At 62.4% G+C, this 15,305-nt stretch carries 12 protein-coding genes; 7 read left to right on the top strand and 5 right to left on the bottom strand.

Going from position 1 to position 15,305, the window contains the following annotated elements; genetic code table 11:
- Positions 1 to 6 precede the first annotated feature (6 nt).
- From LWH94_RS15490 to LWH94_RS15480, 3 genes are all read left to right on the top strand, one after another.
- The gene (locus LWH94_RS15490; protein ID WP_232902784.1) at positions 7 to 915 is read left to right on the top strand and encodes a lysine exporter LysO family protein; all 909 of its coding nucleotides are present in this window, start codon (positions 7 to 9) and stop codon (positions 913 to 915) included.
- Positions 916 to 1,017: 102 nt separating this feature from the next.
- On the top strand, positions 1,018 to 1,974 hold the full coding sequence (locus tag LWH94_RS15485; RefSeq protein WP_232902783.1) for an ABC transporter substrate-binding protein: 957 nt from the start codon (positions 1,018 to 1,020) through the stop codon (positions 1,972 to 1,974).
- On the top strand, positions 1,971 to 4,265 hold the full coding sequence (locus tag LWH94_RS15480; RefSeq protein ID WP_232902782.1) for a diguanylate cyclase domain-containing protein: 2,295 nt from the start codon (positions 1,971 to 1,973) through the stop codon (positions 4,263 to 4,265). Before LWH94_RS15485 ends, LWH94_RS15480 begins: the two co-directional genes overlap by 4 nt.
- On the opposite strand, the gene LWH94_RS15475 is transcribed toward LWH94_RS15480, so the two are convergent.
- Together LWH94_RS15475 and LWH94_RS15470 are read right to left on the bottom strand one after the other, a co-directional pair.
- Positions 4,235 to 5,854, bottom strand: a complete 1,620-nt coding sequence (locus tag LWH94_RS15475) for a Na/Pi cotransporter family protein (RefSeq protein ID WP_232902781.1) — start codon at positions 5,852 to 5,854, stop codon at positions 4,235 to 4,237. The genes LWH94_RS15480 and LWH94_RS15475 overlap by 31 nt on opposite strands.
- The gene (locus tag LWH94_RS15470; RefSeq protein WP_094624889.1) at positions 5,851 to 6,660 is read right to left on the bottom strand and encodes a TatD family hydrolase; all 810 of its coding nucleotides are present in this window, start codon (positions 6,658 to 6,660) and stop codon (positions 5,851 to 5,853) included. Before LWH94_RS15470 ends, LWH94_RS15475 begins: the two co-directional genes overlap by 4 nt.
- 118 nt (positions 6,661 to 6,778) lie before the next feature.
- Between LWH94_RS15470 and LWH94_RS15465 the strand changes: the two genes are divergently transcribed.
- Entirely contained in the window at positions 6,779 to 7,609 is an 831-nt protein-coding gene (locus LWH94_RS15465) for a polyphosphate kinase 2 family protein (protein ID WP_232902780.1), read from the top strand.
- Between the two features lie 12 nt (positions 7,610 to 7,621).
- Positions 7,622 to 8,893: a D-amino acid dehydrogenase gene (locus LWH94_RS15460; RefSeq protein ID WP_232902779.1), complete on the top strand. Its 1,272-nt coding sequence runs from the start codon at positions 7,622 to 7,624 to the stop codon at positions 8,891 to 8,893.
- Between the two features lies 1 nt (position 8,894).
- Here the strand turns inward: LWH94_RS15460 and LWH94_RS15455 are convergent, their stop codons facing one another.
- Entirely contained in the window at positions 8,895 to 9,578 is a 684-nt protein-coding gene (locus LWH94_RS15455) for a tRNA/rRNA methyltransferase (RefSeq protein ID WP_232902778.1), read from the bottom strand.
- Here LWH94_RS15455 and LWH94_RS15450 point away from each other — a divergent pair.
- The gene (locus LWH94_RS15450; protein ID WP_232902777.1) at positions 9,577 to 10,818 is read left to right on the top strand and encodes a methyltransferase; all 1,242 of its coding nucleotides are present in this window, start codon (positions 9,577 to 9,579) and stop codon (positions 10,816 to 10,818) included. The two genes, LWH94_RS15455 and LWH94_RS15450, sit on opposite strands and share 2 nt — an antisense overlap.
- A 64-nt stretch (positions 10,819 to 10,882) precedes the next feature.
- On the opposite strand, the gene LWH94_RS15445 is transcribed toward LWH94_RS15450, so the two are convergent.
- Positions 10,883 to 12,070 carry an OmpA family protein gene (locus tag LWH94_RS15445; protein WP_232902776.1) on the bottom strand — a complete coding sequence of 396 codons (1,188 nt, stop codon included), beginning with the start codon at positions 12,068 to 12,070 and terminating at the stop codon, positions 10,883 to 10,885.
- Positions 12,071 to 12,236: 166 nt separating this feature from the next.
- On the bottom strand, positions 12,237 to 14,516 hold the full coding sequence (locus LWH94_RS15440; RefSeq protein ID WP_232902775.1) for an ATP-dependent helicase: 2,280 nt from the start codon (positions 14,514 to 14,516) through the stop codon (positions 12,237 to 12,239).
- Between the two features lie 223 nt (positions 14,517 to 14,739).
- On the opposite strand from LWH94_RS15440, the gene LWH94_RS15435 reads away from it, so the two are divergent.
- Positions 14,740 to 15,305, top strand: a 566-nt coding sequence (locus LWH94_RS15435; protein ID WP_232902774.1) for a tRNA(Met) cytidine acetyltransferase TmcA domain-containing protein, incomplete at its 3' end; no start/stop codon positions are given.

Below are 15,305 nucleotides of genomic sequence, written 5' to 3'. Positions count from 1 at the left end.
GTTGCCATGCTCACCGGCGCTTTGCTGATTCTTGCCCCGTTATTTCTGGGCTTTGCCTTTGCCCTGTCCAATCGCCGGTTGATGACGGCGATTCACTACACCGTGGAAGGGCTGGTGTATTTCATTCTTGCACTGCTGGGCCTGAGCCTCGGGCAGATGGAAGGGCTGCTGGGGCAACTGGGCACCATGGCGGGACAGGTCAGCGCGCTGGTGCTGGTGTTGCTGGTAGCGAACATGTTGGGGCTGTGGCTGTTTCATCGCTGGGCGCCACTGGATACCGGGGAACAAACCGGCGAGGGCCGGCCGGGTTACCGGCGCCTGTTCCTGGCGGGGCTGAAACCCCTGTTGGCGGTGCTTGTGGGGGCTTTGCTGGGTTATTTCCTGTTTCCGGAGCTGCCGCTGGTGGACGATGTGGCTACCGGTGCCTTGATGTTTCTGCTGTTTCTGATTGGCCTGCAATTACGTAATGCCGGCCTTTCCCTGCGCAAGTTGCTGATGAACCGTCAGGGGCTGGGCATTGCCCTGGCGCTGGTGGCAAGCTCCCTGGTGGCGGGCCTGGCGTTGGTTCCGGTATTGCAGGTGCCCTGGCACCAGGCCCTGGCGCTGGCGTCTGGCTTTGGCTGGTATTCGCTGTCCGGCATTGTCATTGGCGATGCCCTGGGTCCGGCCTGGGGTGGCGTGGCGTTTCTGAACGACGTGCTGCGGGAAATCATTGCCCTGGCGCTGATTCCGCTGGTGATCACCGCTCGCCCGGCCATGGCCATCGGTTACGGTGGTGCCACCGCGATGGACTTCACTTTGCCGGTTATCCGCAGCAGTGGCGGCCTGGCCTGTGTGCCGGTGGCCATTGCCTCCGGTTTTCTGCTGTCGTTTCTGTCTCCGGTGTTGATGGGCGTGTTCCTGTCTTTCGGCTAAGCTGAATAACAGGGTTCTGGTTGGGTCCGATGGCCCTTGCGGGTAGGCGGCTGCAGAACATCTGTATTACTATCCGACACATTGTGTTATTCGGAGCCTTTTATGCACCGCCGTCGCTTCCTACAGCTCTCGCTTGCCGCCGGCCTGGCCGCCAGCCTGCCCGGTTGTGGCCGGGGTGACCCCCTGCGAGTCGGTATTCACCCCTGGATCGGGTACGAGCCCTTGTACCTGGCGGAAGAATTCGGCTGGTTACCGGATACCGTGCAACTGGTCAAGGGCACGGCGGCCAGGGATTCCATGAGCGGCTTGTTGTCAGGGCAACTGGACGCAGCCGCCCTGACACTGGATGAAGCGCTGCGGGTCTGTTCGGCGGGGGTAGACCTGCGGCTGGTGGCGGTCACCAACGTTTCGGTGGGCGCCGATATGCTGCTGGTTCGACCGGACATCACCGCAATCGAGCAGCTGAAGGGACGAGCGGTGGGGGTGGAACTCAATGGCGTGTCCGGGGTTATGCTGCTGCACCTGCTTGAACGGGCAGGGCTGACGACAGGGGATATTTCGGTTGTCGATATACCGGTAGACCAGCACCTGGAAGCCTGGAATAACGGATTGATTGATGCGTCGGTCTGTTACCAGCCGGTCGCTGCCCGCCTGCAGCAGGCTGGGGCCGTCAGCCTGTTTGACAGCCGGGAGTTGCCGGATACCATCTTTGATGTGCTGGCGGTGACCCACCGGGCCGAAGGCCGCCAGCCCGGGCCAATAAAGGACCTGGTGGCCGGCCATTTTGCCGGTTACCGGTACCTGGTGCGCAACCTGCACGATGCGGTTTACCGGATAGCAACGCGGCAGGGCATGGCGCCGGAGCTTATCCGCCAGGCACTGGCGACGGTTATGTTGCCAGATCTCGCCGCCAACCAGCGTTACCTGGCCAAGAACGGAACAATTGAAACAACGGCCATACGCCTGGCCGGGCTTCTGGAACGGGAGGGACTGATGGACAAGCACCCGGAACACGAACGGATCGCCAGCCAGCAGTTTCTGCCAAGGCGGGCAGAGTGAGTTGGTTCTCGGTTCTTGCAGGTAACCCGGCGCGGGCGATTGCGCTGTTGGTGCTGCTGGTTCTGGCGCCGCTCCCGGTGGCGGCAGAAGCGGATAGCGTGACGCTGGGGGTGCTGGGATACCGCCCCGACCCCCTGGTGATGGCAAAGTATCAGCCGCTGGCGGATTATCTGAGCCGGGAGACCGGCCGGGATATCACCATCCGTGTGCTGGCCCAGGAAGAAATGGACCGTGCGGTTGCCTCCAACCGCATTGATTTTTTCCTGACCAATCCGGCCCATTTCCTGATGATCCGCAGCGAGCGCAGCCTGACCGGCGTACTGGCTACCCTGCAGCGCGACTGGAACGGCATCACTACCGGCAGCATTGGCGGTGTGATCATTGCCCGAGCCGGGCGCAGTGATATTCAAGCACTGGAAGACCTGCGCGGCAAAAGCATTGCTACCCCGGGCCTTCACTATCTGGGCGGCTACCAGGCCCAGGCCCTGGAGCTGCAGTCGGCAGGCCTGGATATCCGGCGGGATAACCGGATCATCTATCTGGGTAACCATGACCGGGTGGTTCGGGCTGTGCTGGCGGGAGACACCGACATCGGCTTTATCCGCACCGGTGTTCTGGAAGAACTTCTGCAGGAAGAACCGGGGCTGGAAACCGCGCTGAAGGTGATCAACGCCCAGAACCTCCGGGGCTATCCGTTCCGGCTTTCAACCCGCCTGTATCCGGAATGGCCACTGGTGTCTCTGCCCCATGTGGATTCCCGCACCATTCGCCAGATTGCCTCCGCCCTGTTTGCCCTGGAACCAGACGACCCGGCTGCCGTGGCCGCAGGCCTGGCTTCCTTCGCACCCCCGGCCGATTACCAGTCGGTGGAACACCTGACCCGCAGCCTTCGCCTGCCGCCTTACGACCAGGTCCCCCGGGTAACCTGGCTGGATGTACTCCACCAGTACCGGCTATGGGTCGCGGTGGTAACCGTGTTGGTGCTGCTATTGCTGGCTACCAGCATCTGGCTGGGCCGCAAGAAGCGCCAGCTGTCCCGGGAAAGCCGCCGGCTTCAGGAGCTGGTGGCAAGCTGGCCCCAGCCCATGCTGATGATCCGTGGCCGGGCCCTGAGTGACTGTAACCGGGCCGCAGTGGAGCTGCTGGAGTGCCGCTCTGCTGCTGACATGCTGGGCCAGCCCCTGGAGCGGTTTTCCCCGGAGGTCCAGCCGGATGGCCAGGACTCCGCCCGAAAGCTGGCGGGACTGCTGCAGCGGGTTCAGGTAGGGGATGTGGCGCAATCAGAGTGGCTATTCGGCCGGGAGGATGGCAGCCACGTGTGGGTGGACATGACCCTGGCCCCGGTCTACGAAAATGATGACGACACACCTTCGGTGCTGTGTTCCTGGTACAACATCACTCGGCGGAAACAGGCCGAAGAACGCCAGCGGCTGGCCCTGAAGGTGTTTGAAAATGCCCGGGAAGCGATCTTCATCACCGATGCCCATGGTGTGGTCATCGACACCAACGAGGCCTACTTCCTGATTACCGGCTGGGACCGCAACACCGCAATAGGCCGCCTGCCACCGCTGCCGGTGGATGAAGGCAGCTCGATACTGGTGGCTGCCCGCAAACACGGAGTATGGAGCGGCGAGTTCGCCAGCCGTAACCGGGATGGCCGGCGGCTGATCCTGAGCCTGACCCTGAGCAGAGTGGTGGATGATCAGGGCGAGAAAAGCCATTTCGTGGGTGTGTTCGGTGATATCACCCGGCTCAAGGAAACCGAGAAGAAGCTTCGCACCATGGCGCACTATGACGCCCTCACCAACCTGCCCAACCGGGTGCTGTTTGCCGAGCGCCTGCAGCAGGCCATGGCCCAGGCCAGGCGGCAGGATTACCGGCTGGCGGTGCTTTATATCGACCTGGATAAATTCAAACCGGTGAATGATGCCTTCGGCCATGACGCCGGCGACCAGCTACTGGTGGAAGTGGCCCGGCGACTGCGTACGGTGCTGCGGGAAGAAGATACCCTGGCACGGCTGGGTGGCGACGAGTTTGCCGCCATAGTGGTGAACGTGGCCGATGTGGACGCCATTGAAAACCTGATGGACAGGCTGCTGACGGCGGTTGCCGAGCCGGTCTGGGTAGCCGACCACATGGTGGAAGTCTCTGCCAGTGTCGGCTACACCCTGTATCCCCAGCCTGTGGAGCTCGACGGCGACCAGCTGCTACGGCAGGCCGACCAGGCCATGTACCAGGCCAAGAACACGGGCCGCAACGGTTATTGCGGGTTCTCCGGCACCGGCTCCTGATGGTGGTAGCCGTTCAGGATATCGGTACCGGCGCGCCAGTAGAGTGACTTGGCCCACTGGTCACTCAGCCGGCGTACCGAGCTGAGGGTATCCAGCATCTGTTCCCCGAGGGTGGTGGCCAGCCGCTGCCAGACAATTTTCTGCAGGGTGTCGTTCTTCAGGCTGTGATAAACCTGTTCGGTTTTCGCCAGCAACTCAGGGGCCGGTTCTTCCGACGCCACCAGTGCCCGCAGGGTGTCCAGGTAGTCGCTGTAGGCCTGTTTGGAACCGGCAAATTCGGTGCGGTCTGCCAGTTCCCTGAGGGTCAGCAACCGGTCTGCCAGGTCGGTGGCTTCGGCCAGGTAGCGACAGGTGCGAACGCTGATCGTCAGGGCATCGACAATGGAGACCTGCATTTTCTCCGCCCGCAACCGCCCGATATAGTCGGTAATGGCGCTGTTCAGGGCCTTGATGGCCTCCATTTTTGGGCGGATCTGGGCGACATTCAGGCCTTCCCGGTCCAGGCATACCCTCAGCAGGCCCCGGGTATGGCCGATCAGCCGTTTCATCTCCTGGTCTACGGCGCCGATCGCCAGTTCCGGGGTGGTGATCAGGGTGTCATCCAGGTGCCGGGGTTCGGCATTGTCCTCTTCCTTGCTGCGGAACAGCCGGCCCAGAAAACGGGCAAAGGGGGTGATAAACGGCAGCATCACGGCGGCGCCCAACACGTTGAACAGGGTGTGGAACAGGGCCAGCGATACTGCCGGGTTGGCTTCCAGGTCCAGCAGGTCGGTCAGTGTGGCGACCATCCAGAGCATCACCGGCAGGATCAGCAGGGCGATGATGCCGGTCACCACGTTGAACAGAATGTGGCCAATAGCCAGGCGCCGGGCGTTGGCGGTGGCTTTCAGGGCAGACAGCGCAGCGGTGGAGGTAGACCCCAGGTTGGCACCCACCACGGCTGCTGCGGCATTGTCGAGCGGGATCAGTCCACCGGCAGCTGCAGTCAGCACAATGGCCAGCGAGGCACTGGAGGACTGGGTCAGAACGGTGGCGATCAGGCCAATCATGAAGAACGCCGGCAGGCCGTAGTCCGGGCTGATGATGTCGCCACTGGTAAGGCCGCCGGCGGCGGATTCCAGCGCGGTTTTCAGAATCGACAGGCCCAGGAAAAACAGCGCAAAACCGGCCAGGGCCTCTCCCAGAAACTGGTTTCGGGGCGTGCGGCTGATGGTGCGGAATCCCACGCCCGCCGCCAGCAGGGGCAGGGCAATGGCTTCGATTTTGAAGCCGAAGCCCACCAGACTCACCAGCCAGCCGGTCATGGTGGTGCCGATGTTGGAGCCGAAGATCACGCCCAGGGAGTGTTTCAGGGACAGCAAGCCGGCGTTAACAAAGCCTATGGTGGCCACGGTGACCGCGCCGGAGTGCTGGACAATACCGGTAATCACAAAGCCGGCCATCAGCCCGCGCATCGGGGTGCGGGTCCAGTGGCCAAGCAGGTGGCGAAGGGAATGGCCGGCGGCGTTTTTCAGGCCGTTGGTCATCATTTCCATGGCCAGCATGAACAACGCCAGCCCGCCGAGTACCTGAAAAACGGATGAGATCATGGTTGCGGGAAAAACACCCTGAGACTGTTTTGATAAGTCTGGCTCACAACCTGCCCGAGCGGTAGTTCTTTAACCTCGGCGATTTTTTCCGCCACGAACGGCAGGTAGAAGGGCGCGTTCTCCCGCCCGCGGTAGGGCACCGGCGTCAGGAACGGGGCATCGGTTTCCAGCAGAATCTGCTCGATGGGTGTCATGCGCACGATGTCCCGCACGTTTTCTGCCTTGTTGAAGGTGGTGATGCCGTTAAAGCCCAGACACCAGCCCTGGTCCAGGGCGTATTGCGCCAGGCCGGGGCCGGAGGTAAAGCTGTGAATGACGCCGCGCCGTTCCAGGGTGTTTTCGAATTCCTTGAGGATGGCGATGGTGTCGTCATCGGCATCCCGGCTGTGGATCACCACCGGGAGGTTGGTGTCGCAGGCAATTTGCAGCTGGCGGCGGAACACCTCCCGCTGCACTTCGCGGTCGGCGTTGTCGTAGTAATAATCCAGGCCGATCTCGCCAATGGCGACGATCTTGCTGTCGCCCGCGTGCTGGCGGATTTCGGCTTCCACCGCATCGGTGTAGCTCTCGGCTTCATGGGGGTGGATACCCTGGGTGCCATACACCCAGTCGGCAGCCTGGCTCAGTTCCCGCACTGCCGCCAGGTTGTCCGGCGACACCGCGATGGTGATGACCTTTTCGATATTGACCTTCCGGCTGTGCTCGAGAATATCCGCCAGGGGCTGGTCTTTCAGATAGTCCAGGTGGCAGTGGGTCTCAATGATCGGGTGATCGAAAACGGGAATCTCGCGACGTTTTTTGCTCATATCCGGGGTTCTGGCTCCATCGCAGCACAGAGCTGGCTGCTATCCTGAAAGTTGATACCCTGAGTTTAACAGTTTGCATACAGCTTGACCTGCCCGGCAGGCCTAGGGAGTTTCCTTGATGAAGTACACGGCGTTTGCCCGTTCCTGGTTTCTGAGCCCGAAACAACCGGGGCTGGGGCATTACCCCACCGAGCTGGATGACAGCGCAGGTGTGCCATCGCTTGAGGCCAGCCTGGAAGACATCGGGGAATACCAGCGCAGGCTCTGGGCCAACCGCAAGCAGGCGCTGTTGCTGGTGGTCCATGGCCCGGATACCAGTGGCAAGGACAGCCTGATTCGCACCCTGGCCACCTATGCAGACCCTGCCGGCTTTCATGCCTGGTCGTTCAGCCGGCCGACCGGGGCCGAGGCCGCCCATGATTTTCTGTGGCGGGTGACGCCTTACCTGCCGGCCTATGGCCAGATGGTGGCCTTCAACCGCAGCCACCATGAAGCGGTGATTGGCGAACGGGTGTGGCCGGTGCGGGCCGAGGACACCTACAACTGGCCGGCCCGGTACCAGGCGGTCTGTGACTTCGAACGGCATCTGGTGTCTGAAGGCACCTGTATTGTGAAAGTCTGGCTCAACCTGTCGGAAGATGAGCACAAACGGCGGTTGCTGAAGCGCCTGGACAAACCCCGGAAACGCTGGAAATTTGATCATTCCGATATCGAAGGCTGGAAGCAGCGGGCCACTTACCAGAAGTATGCCGAACAGGCGCTGGCGGCAACCCATACCGACGATGCACCCTGGTTTGTTGTGCCCGGAGACAGCAAGCCGGTTGCCCGTGCGATTGTGGCGGCGCTGGTGGCGGATGTGTTGAAGCAGCTGGCACCGGAGTATCCGGCGGAACATCCGGAGGTGCTGGAGGAGTATCGGCAGTTGCTGGCCGAGAATGGCGTGAGTTAACGGAGGCAAGTCATGCACATTGTGGTAATAGGCGGCGGTGTAGTGGGCGTAACCACCGCCCGGGAGCTGATACGGCGTGGCCACAGGGTAACGGTACTGGAACGGCACCCGGTGGCGGGTAACGAAACCAGCAAGGGCAATGCGGCCCAGCGCTCCTACGGGGTGGTGTATCCCTGGGCGGATCCGTCCATGGTGTTCAAGTCCCTGCCATGGCTGTTGCAACAGGACGGCCCGCTGAAACTGGGCCTGCCGCCGTCGCTGGAGGCCTTGCGGTTCATGTTTGCCACCCTGCGCTACGCCTGGTCGCCGGGGTTATTCGGGCTGAACAAGCGGGCCATGTTGCGCCTTGGTATCTACAGCCGGGAACGTTTCCTGGCCCTGGAACAGGAACACAAGCTGGCCTTTGACGGTGCCCATCGGGGCCTGCTGCACCTGGCCAGCACGCCAAGCGCCATGGACGACTACCGCAAGTTGCGTGAATTGCTGGCCGGCATGGGCATTGCCTCAAGCCTGCTGACCCCGGAGCAGGTGTGGCAGGTGGAGCCGGGCATGACCGGTGGCGGCCCCCTGTACGGTGCCATTCGCTACGACACCGACGGAACGGGTGATTGCCACCTGTTCAGCCAGGAACTGGCCCGGGCATGCCAGGAGCTGGGGGCCGAATTCCGCTATGAAGTGTCAGTGGAACACCTGCTGGCGGACCAGCAGCGGGTGAATGGCGTGCAGATCCGGCGGGCTGATGGCCGTACCGAGATTGTCGAGGGGGATGCCTTCGTGGTGTCTGCTGGCTGCTGGTCGCCGGAGCTGGTGCGGCCGTTAGGGCTGAAACTGCCGATATACCCGGTCAAGGGCTACAGCATTACCGTGCCACTCAGCGAGCCCGGCCGGGCGCCGGTGAGCACCATTCACGATGACAACTTCAAGGTGGTTTCCACCCGGCTGGGCAACCGCTTGCGGGCCACCGGGTTTGTGGAGCTGGCGGGCTTCAACCGGGATATCCCCGGGGCCCGCATTGCCACCATTAAAAAATCCGTGCAGTCGCGCTTTCCGGGGTGCGCCAACCTGGATGACGCCGAAACCTGGACCGGGTTCCGGCCGATGACGCCGGACGGCCCCGCCATTATCGGGCGGGGCCCCAGGGACAACCTGTTCCTGAATACCGGGCACGGCACCTTCGGCTGGACCCTGTCGGCAGGCAGCGCGGCGGTGATTGCCCAGGTAATTGATGGCGAGGAGCCGGCGGTGCAACTGGACGCCTTCCGGCCCGGGCGGTTTTCAGAATAGCTCAGAGCTTGCGCTCGATGTTGCCGCACAGGGTATGCACAAAGCCGATATCCCGCTCCGACAGCAGGGGCAGGCGCTCGAACACCCATTGCGACAGCTTTTCGTCAGCTGGGGCATCCAGTTTCGGCAACAGAGTTTCCAGCCGGGTGCGCAGGGCACCGAAACCGGCGGCTTCTGTTTCTTCGGCAGGGCTGTCGGTGCCGGCACCGGCGAGCCCCGACAGTTCCCAGGCGTAGAGCATCACCGACTGGGCCAGGTTCAGTGACGGATAACTGACCGCCATGGGGAAGCCGGTCAGCAGGTCACACAGGGCCAGTTCGTCGTTCGACAGGCCCCGGTCTTCCCGCCCGAACACCAGGGCCGCGGTAGCCACTGCCGCGCCCTTGTTGGCCAGTACCGATTTCAGCTGCGCCGGCGGGTGCCAGTCCTGCCGGTTATGGCGGGGCTTGGCCGAGGTGCCCATCAGCAAATCCGCGGAGTTTCTAACCGCTGCCAGATCAGGGAAAATGCGCGCGTTATCCAGGATGTGATCACTGCCGTGAGCCAGCCAGTGGGCTTCAGGCCGGGTGTGCAGGTCGGAATTGACCAGCCACAGCTCGGCAAAACCCATAGTGCACAGGGCCCGGGCAGCTGCGCCCACGTTTTCCGGAACTTTTGGTTCAACCAGTACAAAGGCCAGTTTCATGACGTTACCTCCGGCGGCGAGTTTACACCAGCCAGCGAGATCTTTTTACAGCCACTGGCAGCAGGTGAATGACTGGCTGGTCCGGCACCAGGAGTTGTGGCAACCGGCACCGTTTATGGAGCCGGAACCGGCCTGGTGCGAACGTTATCCGGAGCTTGCACACTGGCTGGACACGCTGACGCTGGACGCCTGCGAAGCCTTTGAAGAAAACCTGGCGGCGTTTGCCGTCGAAGCTGCCCGGTTTGTGCCGGGCCTTGCTGACTATGACGCCCTGGTAGAGCTGCCGGAGCTGTCGCCTCCCGACAGCGGGGCCCGGTCGGCACTGCCGGAGCTGCAGGCCGTGGATATGCCCGGCCGCAAGCGTTTGCAGGCCGGTGCCTTTGCCGCCGCGGTGCTGCCGCTGCAACAGCCGGTGCTGGATTGGTGCTGTGGCAAAGGCCACCTGGCACGAACGCTGGCGGCCCGGGGGGCAGCGCGCGTGCAGGGCTTCGAGTGGAATGATGAGCTGGTTCAGGACGGCAACCGGCTGGCCCGGCATTACGGCGATCCGGTGCAGTTGCACCATCAGGATGTGATGGCGGATTCCCTGAACTGGCCTGCGGGAGTGCATGGCGTGGCGCTGCATGCCTGTGGCGACCTGCACCGGCAACTGCTGAAGCGCGGCGCGGCGGCCGGTACGCCGAGACTGAGTTTTTCCCCGTGCTGTTATCACCTGACGGCCCAGGAGCAGTATCAACCCCTGGCACAAGGCAGCCGAAACCACGCACCCGCCCTGAGGCCAGGCCGTAACACCCTGCGCCTGGCCGTTCAGGAAACGGTCACAGCGCCCGCAAGGGTACGGGAGCAGACGGTCCGGGTAACGGCATGGCGGCTGGGCTTTGATGCCCTGCAGCGCCATCTGCGGGCAGTAGACGGCTATCTGCCGGTGCCCTCCCATCCGCCGTCCCTGAATAACGGTGACTTCGAAGGCTTCTGCCGCTGGGCTGCGGGCAAGAAACAGCTGGACTTGCCGGATGACCTGGACTGGCAGCACTGGCTGGCGCGGGGTGAACAGCGGGCGTTGCAGGTTCTGCGCCACGAGTTACTGAGGCATCTGTTCCGCCGGCCACTGGAGCTCTGGATGGTGCTGGATTACGCGGTGTTTCTGGAGGAGCAGGGTTACAGGGTGCGCCTGGGCCGTTTCTGTGCACGGGAACTGACGCCCCGAAACCTGCTGGTGGATGCTGTTCGGGTGGAATGACTGCGACAGAAGCAAGTAAGGCGCCCGAAGGCGCCTTACTTATTCACTACCCGTTTGGCTGGTCTTAGCGACGAACCTGGATACGGGCTTCCACACGACGGTTCTGGGCACGGCCAGCTGCAGTGTCGTTGCTGGCAATCGGCTCGGCTTCACCGTAACCAACCGCTGTCACACGGTCCGGATCCACGCCCAGTACGGAAGTCAGGCGATCAGCCACGGCTTCGGCACGGCGCTGGGACAGGAAGCGGTTGTATTCGGCATCACCAATGCTGTCGGAGTGACCGGCAATCTCAACGGTGGTGTCCGGGTACTCTTCCATGAAGTCTGCAGCCTTGCGGATTTCGGCGTCGTAGGTGGCGTCAATCACGGAGCTGTTGGTGGGGAACTGAACCCGCAGCTCGATGGTTTCGACGGTTTCGGTGACGCCTTCGCAACCGGTCTCATCCACTTCCGCACCGGCGGACGTGTTCGGACACTGGTCCTTGCTGTTCACCACGCCATCGTTGTCGCTGTCCAGCTCACAGCCGCGGCTGTTTACTTCAGCGCCAGCCGGGGTGTTCGGGCACTGATCCTTGCTGTCGGCAACGCCATCGTTGTCGGTATCCAGTTCACAGCCACGGCTGTCTACCTGGGCACCGGCCGGGGTGTTGGCGCACTGGTCACGGGAATCGGGCACACCGTCGTTGTCCGCATCCGCCGGCTTGGGCTCGGTGGTGGTGCGGTGGAAGGCCAGGCTCAGGCCCAGCGACACCATGGTGTCGAAGGTGCTTTCGTCAATGCCGTGGAACTCGCGCAGGTCACCGCGCAGGGAGATCATGTCGCTGATGTTGTAACGTACACCGGCGCCCACGTTTACACGGGTTTCATCGTGGTTGGTGCCAGCGGTAAATACCGGGCCGTCACCGAAATCAGCGTGGCCGGCACCGAAGGCCAGGTACGGGTTCCAGGCAGAATCCTGGCCGCGGAAGTAATACAGGCCGTCCAGGCGCAGCTCTTCGAACTCGGAATCGCCGTTCACGTACTTGCGGTCTGCATCAGCGCGTGAGTAAACCGCTTCTACCGCCCAGTGGGGTTTGAACCGGTATTCAACACCAATGCCGTAAGTGTCGGTTTCGCTAAGGTCACGCTTGTCGTCAAACAGCTGGTAACCGGCGAACGGGTTCAGGTAAATGGTTTGTTTGTCGGCGGCCAGGGCAGGCGCAGACAGGGATGAAGCTAAAACGGCCAAGGCGACCGGGCGCATGATGTTCATGCAGAACCTCCTGTTTCGTTTTTATGTTCCCGTTCTCTCATCAGGAACGCAGACAAATCCCTAGATACAACGTCTTATCTGGAATCTAGGACAGTAAGCCAAAAAATACAAAAAATTACACCTTTACCGGGGTCAGGAGTTGTACGCAGGGAATTCCATTTATGGATCAGTCCGTTACCGGGGTGAAGTACAGGTGGGCGCTTTTCTTGCTGAAATTCAGGGTGTCGCCATTATCAAAGCGTACCTCGAATGAGCTTTCGTTTTCCCCGGTTACGCGGCCGGCGCCAAAGATGGCGTGAATGAGCCGGGGCTGGTGCCATACGGGTTGTGAGGCGTCCGGGGTGCTGGCCGGCGCCTGGCCATTCAGGGTGATTTTGGCCCTTTCGGCATAGCGCAGGCTGACCGGAGTGAGGGGATGCCGGAGCGTTATGGGCTGGTCAGAGGCGGGGTTACCTGCGTCCAGAACCTGCCCCAGCTCCCGGGCCAGGGGGAAGCAGAATTCTGCCACGAAGCGGCTGGGGCCCTGATCACCCTCCAGGTGCGGGTGGCTGCTGTCGGGGCGGGTAATCAGGTGCAGCTGCTCCCGGCAACGGGTCATGCCCACGTAGAGCAGCCGCCGTTCACTCTCCAGCAGGGCCCGGGCATCGTCCTGCGGGCGGGGGCTGTAGGGCAGGTACTTTTCCTGCAGGCCGGGAATGATGACCACCGGCCACTCCAGGCCCTTGGTGCGGTGGATGGTGGATAACAGCACGCCCTGTTCCCGCTGCTCGCCGGCCTGCTGTTTCAGTGCCTTGAGGTGGTCCAGCGCACCGGCGGCGTCGACATCCAGGCTTTTCAGGTAGTCGCGGAAGCCCTGAATGGTGTCGATGCGCTCCTCGGCGCTGTCGTGGGTCAGGGCGAGGCTGCGAATGCCTTCGTACAGATCGGTATGGTCGGCGTAGACGCTGATCAGTCCGGCCACGGGGCCCTTGTAGTTGCGCAGCTGCATCAACACTTCGCCCAGTTTTTTCAGCTTGCGGGCGGCCATGGGGGCCAGGGCGTTGAAGTCCATGGCCAGCAGGCGTTCGTGCCAGTCGCTGTCGAAGCCGGCGAGGAACTGCGCCAGGTTTTCCAGTTCCGGTTCTTTCAGGCCAACGTGGGGAAAACGCAGCAGTTGCCGCGCAAGGTCCAGCCGGTCGCTGTCGGGTAGTTGTTGCAGGCGGCCGCTGACCACCATCAGCAGGGCGATGATGGCCTGCACTTCCCGACTGAACAGGGCGCCCTTGCCACTGTCGATGCGATAGGGGATCTGCCGGGCCAGCAGTTTCAGCTCGATCGGCACGCTCTGACTCCAGACCCGGAACAGGATGGCGCTCTGGCTGGTTTGCTCCGGGGTCTGTTGCTGCAGGATTTTCAGGATCTGGTCGCTGTCGTTCTCTGCCCGGTGCAGGCTGACACCGGTAGCCGGAGTGGATGAGTGGGAATGGCACAGCACATCCTTGCGGCCGGTGTTGTGGCAAATCAGGTGGTTGGCCAGCAAGGCGACCTGGTGGCCGTAGCGGAAGGTGTAGCTCAGGGTCTGTTCCAGCGGGCTTTCGAACTCGTCGCTGAACCGGCGCAGGATAAATTCCGGCTTGGCGCCGCGGAATTCGTAGATGGTCTGGTCCGGGTCGCCAACTACGGTCACCCGGGCACGGTCGCCGGCCACGTAGCGCAGCAGCAGGTGCTGGATTTCGTTGGTGTCCTGGTATTCGTCCACCAGGATCAGGTCTATCTTGTTGCCCACCAGTCGTTGCAGGGGCGGGTTCTGGTGGATGGCCATCACCGGTTCGTACAGCATGTCGGCGTAACTGATGCGGCCCTGGCCTTTGCGCCATTGTTCGAAGCTGTGGAACAGGTCGATCAGATATTTGTGCTTTTCCGAGTAGCCCAGCTCTTCGAACACGATCTCTGCCGGCGACAGGCAGGTTTTGACCAGGTCGATAAAGCCGGTGGCGGTTTCCACATAGTCTTTTTTGTTGCGGCGGATTTCGTCGGCCAGGTCTTCCGGTGCCAGCCGGCGGGTGAGCAGCCAGGCCTGGTAGCCGATTTCCTGTTCGGTGAGGATTTTTTCTGAGAATCCGGGAAGGTAGCCTTCCCGCACGAAGCGTTTGTACAGCCGCAGGCCCATGGCGTGATAGGTGCGGATTTCCGGCAGGGCCAGGCCGGACTGGTGGCACACTTGCTGCAGTTTGCGCTGGAAGTCGATGCGGGCGCTGCGGTTGAACATGAGTACCAGCATGCGGTCCGGGTCGTGGCCCTGTTGCAGCAGGTAGCGTATGCGCCAGGCCAGGGTGGAGGTTTTGCCGCTACCGGCCACGGCGGTGATTACCGAGTGTTCGTAGCCGGCGGTGATGATGGCCCGCTGTTCGTCGGTTAGGTGGTTTGGCAGGTAGCTGGTGTCTGGCATCTGGGGCTGGTTTGGCATGGTGGGTATTGTACTTGGCTGCTGGCAGCGGGAGTAGTGTTGTCCCATAATCTTGGTTCTTGTTCATACACAGCGTTTGCCGCCCGTGTTCACCCGGGTATGGCTTGCCAAAAGACGCTCCTTCGGCACTTCCCTGTGGCGCTTCGGCTCCGCCATCCCTGGCTCCGCAGACTTTTGGCAAGCCATACCCGGCCGAACACTCCTTCGGAGTTCGAGTTCGCCTATGTCATTGCCTTCTGAACAAAGCTGGCCGCTTTTCTCGCAGCAACTGGCCCATACCGGTCAACGCCGCCTCGTTCTGGTGGAGGGTGAGCAGGAGTGGGCCCGGGGCTGGGTGCAGGAGCGGTTGGGTGGTTTTGATGTCGCCGGGGCGCTGTGGGTGGGCCGTGATGAGGACGCCGGGGTTGCGGGTGTACGTGGCGTCTCTTCAGCGCAGTACAAGCGGTGGCTGGGGCAGGAGACCGGGGTGTTGGTTTGGGATGGCTGGCAGGGGAATCCGCCGGATGGGTTTGCCGGGTTGGCGGGTACGTTGAGGGCCGGTGGGTTGTTGTTCTGGTTGATGCCGCCGCTGGAGGATTGGCCGGGGTTTGAGGATCCGGATTACTTGCGCACGGGGCTGGACGGTGCGGGGGAGCATCCGTTTCTGGCGCGGTTGGCGGAGGTTGTGGCGTCTGACGGTGCGGTGGTCCGGGTTCGGCAGGGTATTGATGAATGCCCGGTGCTGCCGGATGTCGGGGGTGACGGGTTGGCTTTCAGGCCGGGGTCGACGCCGGAGCAGCCGGAGCTGGT

This window comes from Marinobacter sp. G11 (genome assembly GCF_021282325.1).
Classification (GTDB): Bacteria; Pseudomonadota; Gammaproteobacteria; order Pseudomonadales; family Oleiphilaceae; genus Marinobacter; species Marinobacter vinifirmus.
Note: the sequence above shows the minus strand (reverse complement) of the source record. Positions and strands in the feature narration are given on the sequence as shown.

What these genes read in the sequence shown, in the direction of transcription:
- LWH94_RS15490 (WP_232902784.1), top strand. Translation starts at nt 7, where the DNA reads ATGCTCACCGGCGCTTTGCTGATTCTTGCCCCGTTATTTCTGGGCTTT.
- LWH94_RS15485 (WP_232902783.1), top strand. Translation starts at nt 1,018, where the DNA reads ATGCACCGCCGTCGCTTCCTACAGCTCTCGCTTGCCGCCGGCCTGGCC.
- LWH94_RS15475 (WP_232902781.1), bottom strand. Translation starts at nt 5,854, where the DNA reads ATGATCTCATCCGTTTTTCAGGTACTCGGCGGGCTGGCGTTGTTCATG.
- LWH94_RS15470 (WP_094624889.1), bottom strand. Translation starts at nt 6,660, where the DNA reads ATGAGCAAAAAACGTCGCGAGATTCCCGTTTTCGATCACCCGATCATT.
- LWH94_RS15465 (WP_232902780.1), top strand. Translation starts at nt 6,779, where the DNA reads ATGAAGTACACGGCGTTTGCCCGTTCCTGGTTTCTGAGCCCGAAACAA.
- LWH94_RS15460 (WP_232902779.1), top strand. Translation starts at nt 7,622, where the DNA reads ATGCACATTGTGGTAATAGGCGGCGGTGTAGTGGGCGTAACCACCGCC.
- LWH94_RS15450 (WP_232902777.1), top strand. Translation starts at nt 9,577, where the DNA reads ATGACGTTACCTCCGGCGGCGAGTTTACACCAGCCAGCGAGATCTTTT.
- LWH94_RS15455 (WP_232902778.1), bottom strand. Translation starts at nt 9,578, where the DNA reads ATGAAACTGGCCTTTGTACTGGTTGAACCAAAAGTTCCGGAAAACGTG.
- LWH94_RS15445 (WP_232902776.1), bottom strand. Translation starts at nt 12,070, where the DNA reads ATGAACATCATGCGCCCGGTCGCCTTGGCCGTTTTAGCTTCATCCCTG.
- LWH94_RS15440 (WP_232902775.1), bottom strand. Translation starts at nt 14,516, where the DNA reads ATGCCAAACCAGCCCCAGATGCCAGACACCAGCTACCTGCCAAACCAC.